The sequence below is a fragment of the Candidatus Thermoplasmatota archaeon genome (assembly GCA_038884455.1).
Classification (GTDB): domain Archaea; phylum Thermoplasmatota; class E2; order DHVEG-1; family DHVEG-1; genus JAWABU01.
In genome coordinates this window covers 1-13,016 of sequence record JAWABU010000022.1, presented here as the reverse complement: position 1 = coordinate 13,016, position 13,016 = coordinate 1, and the positions used below count along the sequence as shown (strand labels likewise).

Below are 13,016 nucleotides of genomic sequence, written 5' to 3'. Positions count from 1 at the left end.
TGCAACTACATATGCAGAAGGAAGGGATGAGAAACCATCGAGTGTTACTTTGTTGCATTATCCTCTTAGCAACCAACATATTGTATGCCCTATCACCGTTTGTTGAGATGAGCCAAGCAAACACCCCGCCAACTCTCTATGTTGGCGCAGGAGAACAATACACCAAAATCCAAGACGCAATCAACAATGCAACTGATGGTTATAGAATATTTGTTTACAACGGAACTTACACAGGCAGCATTATCATCAATAAAAAAATAGATCTCTTTGGGGAAGGAAGAAATATCACAATCATCAACGGCAACAATGCACAAACAGTAATAAAAATCATTGCAAATAACGTCAATATCAGCCATTTTACCATCAAAAGCAGTAGCACAACCCAAGAAAGTAGCATCATCAACATCCAAGGCAACAATTCAATAATCACTGACAATATCATCTCAAATGGATACCACGGGATTTATCTCAACAAATCACACGGGCATCTCATCTACGACAACATCATACAGGATAATGCTCGCGATGGAATTTATCTGAATCGTTCAAATGCAAACAAAAATATTAGTTACAATACGATAAAAAACAATTACAATGGAATCTATCTGTATAACTACTCAAGCGACAATAAAATTTACAACAACATCATTCAAAACAACAACCTCAACGGCATCTATCTAGATCATAGTTGTGACAACAATATCATACGAAACAACAACTGCTCCAAAAATACAAAACATGGGATCTACATCAATGACTATAGTAATCATTCCACAATTGCAGGCAATACAATGTATCTCAATGGAAACTCAGGACTTGTATTTGAAAACTCAAGCTGGAGTCTCACGGTTAATTCAAATACCATCCGAAAAAACTCAAACTATGGAGTTATGATCGTCGGATCCTACAATATTCTCCAGAACAATACTATCACCCATAACAACAGAGATGGGGTGTTTCTGACGGCTGACAACAACAACACCATACTAAACAACCTCATCGGATATAATACTGTTGCAGGAATCCGCCTCCACAACTCTACCGATAATTTGATTCAAGAAAATGAAATCTACCGAAATACACAATATGGGGCAGATCTTGATTTTTATACCTTGCGGAATCGCATCTATAATAATTATTTTCATCACAATACACGAAATGCTCGCGATAAAAGTATCAACAGAAATCAATGGAATATTTCAAAAATAAACGGCACCAATAAAGCTGGTGGTCCTATTAAATGCGGCAATTACTGGGATGATTTCGACGAAACAAGTGAGGGCGCCTATGATCTCAACAACGATGGTTTAGCAGATACTGAATATACGATTTTTAATGACAATAAAGATTATGGCCCTCTGCTTGATGGTACCGATCCAATAATTTCTTCAATTCAAGCAAATCCAGAAATACAAATCATTGGCAGTTATACGAACATCTCTGCTGTAGTCACTGATAACATGAACGTCAAAGGTGTCTATCTTATAATCACCAACCCAAAGAACCAAATATCGAATATTTCAATAACACAAAATAAAACAGGTAATACCTATTTCTGTCGCAAACAATTTTCTCCGATCGGTGAGTATTCATATTACATTGCAGCACATGATGCAAGGAGTTGGAAAAAATCAAGTACAGACTCGTTTTCAATACGTGAAGGAACACCACCAACAGTAGTTGATAACTCTCCAACAAAAGGAGCTCCATCCTCAATCTTCGCGGTAAATGCAACTGTAACCGATGACCAAGATAACGCAACCGATCTTCAAGTTTTTTTTATTTGGAGTCATGGACGAAAAAGTGGAAATAACTCTCTCGTTACTTATCGTAAAAATTATTTTGTTATGCCTGAAAAGCAGTATATTATTCTTGACAATACTACAACGCCGCTCACCTACTATTTCTACGCGAGAGACCATTGGGGCAATGCTGTTAAAACTACTCAAAAAACAGTTCCAGTAATTGATACGCAACCACCAACCATTCACCTTATACAACATGGAAAATCATTTGATGAAATCCCTGGAAGCTACACCTATTCAGCAATTATAAATGATAATGTTGCTGTTGCAAATGTCATTATTCAATATTGGTATGAAGGAAGTAAAACACGATCAGTACCTATGGATCATCTGGGCAACAATTATTATAAGAAAGTCATTATTCCAAGCGGGTCACCTGAACGGTTGTACTGCATTATTGCGGCAAACGATACCAACGGAAATAGTAATACCACAAAAAATCCTTATTCTCACCATGGAGGACCATACCACGGGTTTGTCCTCCAACCAGTAGTTTTTGATGGAACAAACAGCTTTGATCTCGATGGCGCAATCACAAATTATTCTTGGATTTTTGGAGATGGAACCAAGGGATACGGAGCAACACCAACTCACACCTACTACACCAACGGGAACTATACCGTAACTTTGACTGTAACCGATAATGAACAAAGAACAGCAACGAATACCACGTATGTACAAATATACAATTTCACAAAAATAACAACTTCAGATATCACAAAAATTTTTATCTCCGAAACATTTAATATAACCCTATTACAAAATTTTTATGCCTATGATTCAAATGGCGATGAAATCGTCGATACATTTGTCGATCCAAACAAGATTCTCAAAGTAACACATCCAGGATATCTCAATCTGAGTGGAAATATCTCCTTTTTACTCTCAGTTGATGATACCATAGTTCCAGAGTTTATCTGGAATACAACAACCGATGAGATCCTTCTAGTAAATTATACAATTGGATCGATCAACAAGACAATCATCAACGAAGAAGAAGAAACAGCACTATTCTTCATATCAATTCAAAAAGTACAATGGATGTTTATAGAAATCACCGATGTCTATCCTCATGCGACAATAACAATTCGTGCAAATGAGCGGATCATTTCTCCTGATTTAATCTGGCGGAAAAACGGAAAAATATTTTTCCTCGACGATCCAGAAACAACGTACCAAATAGTATGTAAAGGAATATACCCACCTTTAACAGAGCCACTATTTTCTCCAGGTGATGGTGGAATTATCAACGAAGATTCACCAACAGTTTACATAACATTTTCTGTACCCGTAACAATTACCTACGCAGCTTTCGGATCAACAAATATCAAACCAAAATTAATTACCACAGATAACAAAGTGTTCACATACACACCCCCCGGATACCTGGAAGATGGAACATACACTCTTGAGCTCGATGCACAAGCACTCCAAGGCAAAGGACATATATCTTCTATGGTAACCTATTTCTATTTCGCGTATGTACCGCCCCCTCAGCAAAGCTTTTTCGAAAAATACGGGATGTACCTCATCATCGGAGGTTTTATCGCAACTATAGCAATAATCCTCCTTTGGTTCAGGATCAAACAGGTCACCCTTGATGATTTTATCTATATCAAAAATAAAAAAATTATTCCATTTATAAAAACCTTAATTATTGGCCCAGTAAGCATCCAAATCAACGAACCAAACATTACTAAAGCAGAATTCTTTGTAGATGGCCAACTAAAAGAAACGCTAACGGCACCACCATACTTCTGGAAATGGGACGAAAAAGCAATTATGAAACATACTCTTGAAACAAAAGTATATGACCAACAAGGAAACAGTGCATCAACAGGTGAAATGACGTTTTATATCTTTAACCCAGCATTTTTCAAATAGGCAGCTTAATAATGAATCTGCTACCTTTTCCAACTTCACTTTCAGCCCAAATCTCACCGCGATGTTTTTTTACAATCTCCTTACAGATAAATAACCCCAGGCCCATACCTTCATTTTTCCGATCTTCACCGGTATACGCTTGGTATAACTTTTGGAATATTTTTTGAAGTTCATTGTTCGATATACCAATCCCAGTATCTTCAACGTAGATGAAAATATAATTTTCTTTTTCTTCTGCTCGCAAGGTAATTGAACCATAATCAGTAAACTTTACGGCATTTACTAATAAGTTTTTTAATACCTGAGACAGACGACATTTATCACCAAGAACTTCAGGCAGTTGTTCAGGGAATTCCTTATGAAATTTCAGATTTTTATTATGAATCGCAGGAAGAATATCTTCAGCTGCATCTTGTAAAATTTCAACTATATTAACCCGCTCCATATTAAAACGCATGGTATCAGTCTCAAGACGGGAAACATCAAGAATATCATTGATGAGATGCAATAACCGTTCTGTGTTTCGAAGACTGATACGGGCCCAGTTTTTAATTCTATCATTTACCTCCCGATCTGATGCAATGAGCTCAAGATATCCTTTAATCGGTGTCACAGGAGATTTCAATTCATGAGCAGCAATATTCATAAACTCTGTTCTGAGATTTTCTGATTTCTTCAACTCGCGAACAACTCTTTCTCTTTCGGTAATATCCCGAACAGTACATTCGATACCAATAAATTTACCATCTTTTTTTAACGGAGCGATATTAACCTCAATAGGAACTTCATATCCATCTTCATGCTGTAAACCCAACTGAACATTTTCAATTTTACAATCCTTTTTCCGAACATCAAGCATCACCTGTTGGAATAAATACACTGATGATTCTGAAAGATAATTCCGAAACGGTGTTGCAAGAATCTTACTTTTTCGCCGCCCCATCAACTTTTCAAGAGATGGATTAACGTAAGTTAACCGCCCGTAGGTATCTGTAGTAAAGACCCCATCTGCAGAAGTCTCTGCAAGAACTCGATATTTTTCTTCAGATTTAACCAGTTCTTCCCAAACCTGCATACGTTGAGTTATATCATTGACAACAACAAGATCTCCCGTTATTTTATTGTTTTTATCTCGAAGCGGACTTGCATAAATCATACCGATCCTTCTTTCACCGGCTTTTGTTAAAAAATCTAATTCGTACGGTGGAACATCGACTCCTTGTATTCGTTGAAGGAAATTTTTTCGCGCGAGCATTTTACTATTCTCAGTTAAAAAGGGCAGCTCAAAGACAATTTTTCCAATAACCTCTTTTTTTGTATAACCAAGCCAACTAGTAATTTTATTATTACAATCAACTATACATCCCGTATAATCTAATATAATAATTGCCTGTGGTGATAAATCAAAGATAGCATGATATTTCTCTTCACTTTCACGAAGTATTGCTTGAGACCTTTTTTGTTCAGTTACATCAACAAAGGAAGCCATAATACCAAGAATTTCCCCCGCGGCATCGGAAACGAGATTTGCAGAAACCTGAACTGTGAATATTGAACCATCTTTTTTTATAGCAGCCATCTCACCAAACCAACGTCCAGTTTCTTTTAAGGTTTGTACTGCAGAACGAGTATGATCATTTGAATGCAGGAGATCAAATGTATTTTTTCCCAACACCTCATCTGGAGAAGTATATCCCCACATTGCAAGCAAAGATGGATTTACATATCTAAGTTTACCAGACGCATCAGAAATAGCTATGCCACTCAGAGATGAATTCACCGCTCGTTCTTTAATTAATAATTCTTGTTCAACTTTTTTTCTTTCGGTGACATCCTCCATAATTGTACTGATTGACTTAATATTGAAATCGTTATCAAATTGTAAAAAATCATGAATAACAAAAATATGTTCTCGACCATCTTTTGATAGATACTTCCGTTCATTACCACCAGCATATGGTTTTTTACTATAGATCTTTTGAGCAAAGGAGTTCCGAGCAGATTCCTGTTCAGTCTTATCAATGAAATCAAAGATTGACTTTCCAACTACTTCTTCTTTTGAATAACCTAGGATTTGACACCATTTTTCATTGACATCAGTAATGATACCTTCGGGAGAAAGTGTATGATATGGAACTGGTGCCTTCTCGTATAAATTTTTAAACCGTTTCTCAGATAGTTCTAAAGCTTCTTTCATCCTTTTTTGTACCGTGATATCTTTTAAAACACCGATAGAACCAATTATTTCACCTTGATGGTTTTTCAAAACACTCAGTGATAACGCTACATCAAAAATCTGATTATCTTTACGAATAATTTTTGTTTCAAGATGATGCTGCATCCCTTTTTGTCGGATGTTTTGAGATCGAATTTTCTGCCATTCTTCAGGAGGATACAAGGAAGAGACAGGTTTCATAAATAAATCTTCTTTATCCATATTTAGCAGATATTCTGTATACTTATTCCAAGAAATAATACGCTCTTGTGCATCGGTTAGTGTTATTGCTACTGCTGAATTCTCAAAAATAGTACGATATTTTTCTTCAGATTCACGTAATTCTTTTTCCGTTTTTTTAAGTTGTGTAATATCCTTTATAATACCAACAGAGCCAACAGTTTTCCCTTCGGCACCATGCAAAACACATACTGATAACTCGACATCGATGATCGTGTTATCTTTTTTTATTATCTGAGTTTCCATACGATATTTAATACCTTTTTGACGGATATTCTCTGAACGTATCTTTTTCCATTCTTCTTCAGGATACAAGTTTTTAACTGGACACATAAACAAATCTTTTTCATTCATCCCAAGAAGTTCCTCAGCGTAACTATTCCAGGATATAATTCGCTCATTTTGATCAACAAGTGTTACCGCAACAATAAAATTATCAAATAAAATTTTATATTTTTCTTCAATACTCCCGATATCGATTTTTTTCTGATGAATAGATGATTGTTCCTGCTGAACATACATATCCTGAGTATATGAACTGCTAACAACAGAATTACTGATCGATCTGCCCTCGTTAACATACGTCTCCTTTTTCTCGATATTAAGTAAACCGATTCTTTCGTCTTCACGAAGTTGTCGAACGATATCTGGTTCGTGTTTCATTGTGCATCCCTTACATATTTGCTAAGAAAAACTGTTTTGATCTTTTTGATATATTTGCACCCATCCTTTGTAAATCCTTTTTTTAATACCCTTTTATGAAACGTTTATTTATTTAATATTTTATCGACACGATCCAGTAACGAATCTTTATCAAACGGTTTCATAATGTAATCAGCAAGTCCTTCATCCAATAAAACTTGTTTTCGTTTATCTGATATTTCAAGTACACTCATGAATGCAACCTTGGTGTCGGTATTTTTTTTCTTGATTCGATTGAAAACATCCCATCCACTCATTCCAGGCATCATGATATCCAAAAGAACAAGATCAACTTTTTCTTTTTCGAGTTTTCGAAGACATTCTTCACCGCTATACGCTGGAATAACCTGATAACCACCAAGTTCAAGAACGGTGCGAGTTAGATCAACAATATCTGGCTCATTATCGACAACCATTATTTTTTTCATGCTATATCTCCTCATCCATAATAGATACAACGTCTTGCGCTTATTCAAATAAGCAATCACATATCTATTTTTAAATGCATTGATTATATAAAGAATAAACATATACCAAAGAAAAGAAAAATATAAGCACTCATAAACAATAATGGTTGTGGTCATCGGAGAGATATACTGCAATGGATGAAAACGAAAATATCTATGTAAAAATTCAGATAGAAAAAAATGTACAAAATAAAAAATTTATATTAAAAGTTCAATTTGATCAAAACGCTCCGAATTTTAACTTTGAAAAAAATAATATCATTTGGACCCCAACGGAAGAAGAAATAAATTTCATTATCGAATCATTCGAAATGATAACAAGATTTAGAAAAAATCAAAATATCAATCAACAAAATACACCTCTTGCGACGCAAGAACAAACATCTTCGACTCATCTTCAAAGTGCTTTTGATGATATCTATGAAAAAAAGAAATCACCACCAAACCCGCTGGAACTTGATATTGTAGGAAACAGTGAAACAACGATTCCTCCTAAAGAAAGAACCACTGAAGAACGGATGTTTGTCCAAGCTGATGAAAAAACAATCGATGAGATTATTAAAAAGAAAAATGTTGATTATTCAGAAGGACTTATCGTCGAATCAGATGAGCGAGAAGCAATTGATCGCGTACTAAAACAAAAAATGAAGAAAAAATAATTTTTTCTTTTATTCGATATACTCAGGAATATCGAAAGTTAAACAATAATTATGAATCTGTTTTGTGATATGCTGAATATACGATCCTGTTGGTTTCATAGCCTTCGCATATAAGTTCTTATATTCCTGAGTAAGGTGAGGAAAATGTTCAGTGATTATCGTAAATACCTTCTCTTTTTGATCACCTTTGAGTTCGAGAAACGAATGGAGAACATATTGTGCACCATATTGTTTAAATTTTTCAAGCAAAGAAGAAAGCTCAGTATCACTGATATAGGGAAGTATTGGAATCAGGGCAGCACCTACAGGGATATGGTGAGCTGTGAGTGTTTGTAAAACATCTAAACGCTCCTGAGATGACGCTATATTTGGTTCAAAAAGCATCCTGATCTTCTCCTGAATTGAAATAAAACTAATAGTTACTAAACAATCCATTGTTTCCAAGAGAGGTATATCTCGAAGTATCAATGATGATTTTGTTAGAATATGACAAGGAAATTGATACTCTCGAAGAACCTGTAAGATGTTTCTTGTAAGTTCATATTTTTTTTCAGCGTTTTGATATGGATCATGAACCGAACCGATAATAATGCGTTTTTTTTCAAGAGAAGGTAATTCTTGCTTAAGAATTTCAACAGCGTTGATTTTTACATAAATTTTCGGATCGAAAGATGAATCACAATACGTACATTGAAACTCACAATTTTGATAAGGATCAATACAGTAACCTCCTCGAAAAAGAGAATCCCTATGAGTAATGCTGCGAATGAGAGAATCACATTGTATCGTCTTATATTCAATCATCACATTTCCTCTGGAGCGGCGATCCCAAGAAGATCCAGAGCATTACCCAGAACAATTTTTGATGCATGTACCACAGCTAGTCTCGATTTTTGAAGATCAAGATTGGTCTCTGAAAGAACAGGACAGTCACGATAAAATTGATTAAAAGCTGAAGCAATATCATTTAGATAATTAGCAATGAGGTGGGGTTTAAATCCTTGCGCAGCTGCCTCAATAACATTTGGATATCGAGCTAATTGTTTAACCAGTTTTATTTCAGAAGGATGGATGAGAAGATTTGAAAAAAATATATCTGATGAACGGTCATCCGCTTTGGCAAGAATGCTACACGCACGAGCATGGGCATACTGAATAAAGGGTACTGCATTTCCCTCAAAGTTTAATGCATCTTCCCAGGTAAAAACGATATCCTTCTCAGGCTGGACTTTAATAATATTATACCGTAAGGATCCAAGACCGACAATTTCAGCGATTTTTTTCATCTGTGCTTCAGACAATTCTGAACCTCGGCGTTTTTTCACTTCAACATATGCGTGTTCAATACATTCATCAATGAGCTCGTCAAGATAAACAACGCGCCCCCGTCGGGTCGACATTTTTCCTTCAGGAAGTGAAACAAATGCATAAAAAACAACAGTTGGAATCTTGTTGACACCAAGTATCTGCAACGCGATTGCAACTTGTTTTGATTCAAGTTTATGATCCTCACCAAGAATATTAATTAACAGATCAGCTTGCGTCGCTTTCCAACGATGATATGCAATATCTCGAGTTGCATATAGGGTGGTACCATCCTGTCGTACGAAAAAAAACTTGGTATTTCTTCCTTGGATTCCAAAAGATTCTAAATCAAGATACCAGGCCTTGTCCTCTTGATGAGCATACGGTGATTCTTTAAGCTGCTTCACAACAATTTCAACACTTTTATCATGAACAAATTGAGATTCAGGAATATATTGATCGATAGTAATATTGATACGTTTCAAACTCTTTTGAATACCTTCTAACACAGGAGTATATGCTTGCTTTGCTAATTCTAAAATCTGTTTATCTCCCTGCTCAGCTTTTTTCATTAATTCATGAATGGCCTCTGAAACATTTTCATCTTCCTGCATTTTTTTATACGCAGCTTGATAATAACTAACCGAGATATGATCTGGTTTATCATAGAACGGTTGTTGGATGTCTTTTTTATCAAGATGTTGAACACCCCACGTGAGAATTGCGACTTGCTTACCCATATCATCAAGATAAAACTGAGATTGAACCGAATATCCAGCTGCTTTGAAAATTCGCACAAGGGTATCACCGATAATCGGATTTCGAGCTCGGCCAACATGCAACGGACCATTCGGATTTGCTGAGGTATGCTCAATGATCACTTTAAGATTTTTTTTCTTTAAATGTCCGTATGTTTTTTGTAATGAAAGTATAGAGTGCAACGTTTCTGATACGAGGAAGTCAGTATTAATGAAAAAGTTGATATACGGACCTTTAACCTGAATGTCAGCAAGAAGAATATTTTTTTTGATCTTTGCTGAAAGATCACCTGCAATTACCTGGGGAGGTTTTTTTAGAAACGATGTGAGTTGAAAACAGGGAAAAGAAAAATCTCCAAAGGTTTCATCTGGAGGGATCTCTAACCTTAATTCTCCTGGAAAATTAGGAAGAATACTCTGAAGTTGTTCAAGAATATATTGTTTACAACGATCAAAGGCATACTGCATGGACATACAGCATTCCGTAGATATTTAAAGAATTTTGGTATCGCATCATCTAAAAATGATTTAGCCGATATACCTGATATCGTCTGGTTTTTCTTTTCCAATTGTTTCCATTTCAGAAAGCTGCTGAGCGATATATTCAATCTCTTTTGCTTTTTCTTCAAGTCGTGAAAGATCGACATCAAGATTAGTTATTTTTATTAATATTTTTAATACCGCCTTCGCACTTTTAGGATCAACAAGATACCCGGGGGTTTCACCCATAAAACAGGTTCCTTCAAAACCACGAAGTCGTCCAAGACCTAAAAGAAGACCACTGGCACCGATGATACCACCGCCAGGTTCATTTTTCCGGAATACAGCACCGTATTGTTTCATGGTTTTTACAAACTTTTTATCAGTTGCAGCAAAGAGAACCTTTGGCTCTTTAATATCATGACCTAAACCATATCCTCCAAGTGTAAAAATAAATTTAACTCCGAGGTCTTCAGCGATATCAAGGATAGTATTTGCTAGTTCATACTGACCTTGTGCAGAAAGACCCTGATAATCACCTGTAAGAAAGATGAGATCCTGCTGATTTCGTTTCTGTGCTTTAAGAAAATAAAACTCGTTATTAACAAGCTTGATCGTGCCATCTGCATTAATAAAAACCTGCGGGGGAAAATCCTTGCTATATAACTCTGCAAATTTTTTTGCATGCGTTATTTCAATGAGATGCTCAACAGCAAGTTTTCCAACATTTCCGATACCTGGTAATCCTTCAATAAGAATCGGATTTTTCAGTTTTGGTTTTTTATCAACATATCGAACAATAACTGTTTCCATACAATCATCCTTTTATGATTTTTTTTAATTCCCGTCGATATTTTCCATAATTATCCTGGGGGGAAAAACGAGCGGGCTGTGGAAAAATTGTTTTTTGCATACACCTAGTGCAAGTTGGCTGTAACGTGTATGTTTTACAGCGTTGACAATAATGAATTCGGTTCATTTAACTCTCAATCTCTCGTTTAAACTCACATTCACCTTTATGCTTTTTCATATACGCACTTGCGCGTTCAACCGCTTTTTTCATTTGATCCTCAGCAATTTTATAATCAGGCGCTTTCACAGAAATGAGATACCGCGGTGCTCCAATATATTTAATCTCGATAGTAACATCCTCAAACTCGCTTTTTTCAGCAAGCAGCAATGCCTCTTTAATATGATTTATTGCATCTGGTCTGAAAGATGAGATATAGATCATTCCTTTAATTTCTACCCACGGGATAGAAATATTATCTTTTGCAATTTTTTCAAATGCCTTCGTCCATTCTCCAGTAAATCCTTCGTTTTTTAGAACAGAAGCATCATACGCACATTCTTCAAATGCACTATACAAAGAACCAAATTTTTTTACTAAATCATCTCCGAATTCTTTATAACATTGATCAACGGTTTTACCAATCGCTGCTGCAACCATTTCAAAAAGTTTAAGCGCTTTCTGAGTGTTCTTCCATTCTTGGATTTTTTCTCGTTTTTGATGTTCATTTACTCTTTTTAATGAAAGATCAATATGGTTCTTTGCGACATCAACATGTTGTACACGACAGACAACTTTTTGTTTTTCACGAACATGATTTCGAATACGTTTAACCCATCCCGATGCAATCTCAGAGATATGAATAAAACCTTCACGATTTGGATATTCATCTAATGAAACAAATGCCCCAAAGTTTTGAACTTGCAAAACAGTTCCAACAACGAGTTCTCCTTCTTCAGGGTACTCTTTTTTCAGCATGCGTCAATCCTTTATTCGATCATCTCGAGGATTTTTCCTTTGATAATTGCTTTACCACCATTCGGAACTGCAAGTTTACTTCCACAAATATGACACAGAACCGTAGTCGTTGCCTTATTAAAAAGAACCTGCTCGTTGTCACAGTCGTTACATCGTACTTTTACGAATCGACTTTTTGGTTGTTGCATAAACCTTACTCTCCTATCTCAAATTTTTTTGCTCGAAGACTTGGAGGCTGATGAATTTTTTTACAGATCGTACAAATCAATTTCAGACCAACCCGCCGCGTAGTTTTTTCTCGTCCTTCAGGTTTTGGTCTGGGAAAACCACCATACCCTGCGGTTACACGTCTAAACCGACGTTGACCTTGCTTTAACTCACTTGCTTTACGCTTTTTCATTTTTTCGACTTCATGAAGTGTATGTTTTTTACATGACGGGCAGTACGTATTAATCTTTCGTGGTATCTCCATAGAAATCCCTGTTCGATTGTAAAGGGTAAATAGGGACGGTATATAAAAATGTCGGATAGCCCGGCTTCATCCCGAAATAGATAATTAAGGAAGAAACATTCATTTTTTCATTGGATGGGACGCGCAAAGAAAAAGATTAATCCAACAGTTGCGAACCATGTGAACCGCAATTTCACCGCCGATTTCAGCAAGGCGGTGATCAAAGCGGTACACCAACTGCCTCCACCTTGGAAACCTAATAACAGAGGACGAAAAGGACAC

General features: G+C 36.0%; 11 protein-coding genes. 2 read left to right on the top strand and 9 right to left on the bottom strand.

What is annotated here, in order from left to right; translation table 11 throughout:
• Window positions 1-26: 26 nt before the first annotated feature.
• On the top strand, window positions 27-3,689 hold the full coding sequence (locus QXL17_05015) for a NosD domain-containing protein (GenBank protein MEM4258494.1): 3,663 nt from the start codon (window positions 27-29) through the stop codon (window positions 3,687-3,689).
• On the opposite strand, the gene QXL17_05010 is transcribed toward QXL17_05015, so the two are convergent.
• A complete protein-coding gene (locus QXL17_05010) occupies window positions 3,682-6,807 on the bottom strand; it encodes a PAS domain-containing sensor histidine kinase (GenBank protein MEM4258493.1) in 3,126 nt (1,041 codons plus the stop codon). The two genes, QXL17_05015 and QXL17_05010, sit on opposite strands and share 8 nt — an antisense overlap.
• 104 nt (window positions 6,808-6,911) lie before the next feature.
• Window positions 6,912-7,274 carry a response regulator gene (locus tag QXL17_05005; protein MEM4258492.1) on the bottom strand — a complete coding sequence of 121 codons (363 nt, stop codon included), beginning with the start codon at window positions 7,272-7,274 and terminating at the stop codon, window positions 6,912-6,914.
• A gap of 173 nt (window positions 7,275-7,447) precedes the next feature.
• Here QXL17_05005 and QXL17_05000 point away from each other — a divergent pair, with 173 nt between their 5' ends.
• On the top strand, window positions 7,448-7,972 hold the full coding sequence (locus QXL17_05000) for a hypothetical protein (GenBank protein ID MEM4258491.1): 525 nt from the start codon (window positions 7,448-7,450) through the stop codon (window positions 7,970-7,972).
• A gap of 9 nt (window positions 7,973-7,981) precedes the next feature.
• Here the strand turns inward: QXL17_05000 and QXL17_04995 are convergent, their stop codons facing one another.
• Genes QXL17_04995 through QXL17_04965 form a run of 7 tightly spaced genes read right to left on the bottom strand, consistent with a single transcriptional unit; the run spans window position 7,982 to window position 12,755 of the window.
• Window positions 7,982-8,776, bottom strand: a complete 795-nt coding sequence (locus QXL17_04995; protein MEM4258490.1) for a radical SAM protein — start codon at window positions 8,774-8,776, stop codon at window positions 7,982-7,984.
• Window positions 8,776-10,509: an arginine--tRNA ligase gene (argS, locus tag QXL17_04990; GenBank protein MEM4258489.1), complete on the bottom strand. Its 1,734-nt coding sequence runs from the start codon at window positions 10,507-10,509 to the stop codon at window positions 8,776-8,778. Before argS ends, QXL17_04995 begins: the two co-directional genes overlap by 1 nt.
• 54 nt (window positions 10,510-10,563) lie before the next feature.
• Complete coding sequence (locus tag QXL17_04985; GenBank protein ID MEM4258488.1) at window positions 10,564-11,328, bottom strand: proteasome assembly chaperone family protein; 765 nt, start codon at window positions 11,326-11,328, stop codon at window positions 10,564-10,566.
• 4 nt (window positions 11,329-11,332) lie between these two features.
• Complete coding sequence (locus QXL17_04980) at window positions 11,333-11,494, bottom strand: RNA-protein complex protein Nop10 (protein ID MEM4258487.1); 162 nt, start codon at window positions 11,492-11,494, stop codon at window positions 11,333-11,335.
• The gene (locus QXL17_04975) at window positions 11,495-12,283 is read right to left on the bottom strand and encodes a translation initiation factor IF-2 subunit alpha (GenBank protein ID MEM4258486.1); all 789 of its coding nucleotides are present in this window, start codon (window positions 12,281-12,283) and stop codon (window positions 11,495-11,497) included.
• Window positions 12,284-12,294: 11 nt separating this feature from the next.
• Entirely contained in the window at window positions 12,295-12,471 is a 177-nt protein-coding gene (locus tag QXL17_04970) for a 30S ribosomal protein S27e (GenBank protein ID MEM4258485.1), read from the bottom strand.
• A gap of 5 nt (window positions 12,472-12,476) precedes the next feature.
• Window positions 12,477-12,755, bottom strand: coding sequence for a 50S ribosomal protein L44e (locus QXL17_04965; GenBank protein ID MEM4258484.1), 279 nt, complete (start codon window positions 12,753-12,755; stop codon window positions 12,477-12,479).
• Between the last annotated feature and the right edge of the window lie 261 nt (window positions 12,756-13,016).

Bases quoted from the DNA above. Each gene is read 5' to 3' on its own strand.
- argS (MEM4258489.1), bottom strand. From the start codon at position 10,509: ATGTCCATGCAGTATGCCTTTGATCGTTGTAAACAATATATTCTTGAA.
- QXL17_04965 (MEM4258484.1), bottom strand. From the start codon at position 12,755: ATGGAGATACCACGAAAGATTAATACGTACTGCCCGTCATGTAAAAAA.
- QXL17_05010 (MEM4258493.1), bottom strand. From the start codon at position 6,807: ATGAAACACGAACCAGATATCGTTCGACAACTTCGTGAAGACGAAAGA.
- QXL17_05015 (MEM4258494.1), top strand. From the start codon at position 27: ATGAGAAACCATCGAGTGTTACTTTGTTGCATTATCCTCTTAGCAACC.
- QXL17_05005 (MEM4258492.1), bottom strand. From the start codon at position 7,274: ATGAAAAAAATAATGGTTGTCGATAATGAGCCAGATATTGTTGATCTA.
- QXL17_05000 (MEM4258491.1), top strand. From the start codon at position 7,448: ATGGATGAAAACGAAAATATCTATGTAAAAATTCAGATAGAAAAAAAT.
- QXL17_04995 (MEM4258490.1), bottom strand. From the start codon at position 8,776: ATGATTGAATATAAGACGATACAATGTGATTCTCTCATTCGCAGCATT.
- QXL17_04975 (MEM4258486.1), bottom strand. From the start codon at position 12,283: ATGCTGAAAAAAGAGTACCCTGAAGAAGGAGAACTCGTTGTTGGAACT.
- QXL17_04985 (MEM4258488.1), bottom strand. From the start codon at position 11,328: ATGGAAACAGTTATTGTTCGATATGTTGATAAAAAACCAAAACTGAAA.
- QXL17_04980 (MEM4258487.1), bottom strand. From the start codon at position 11,494: ATGAACCGAATTCATTATTGTCAACGCTGTAAAACATACACGTTACAG.
- QXL17_04970 (MEM4258485.1), bottom strand. From the start codon at position 12,471: ATGCAACAACCAAAAAGTCGATTCGTAAAAGTACGATGTAACGACTGT.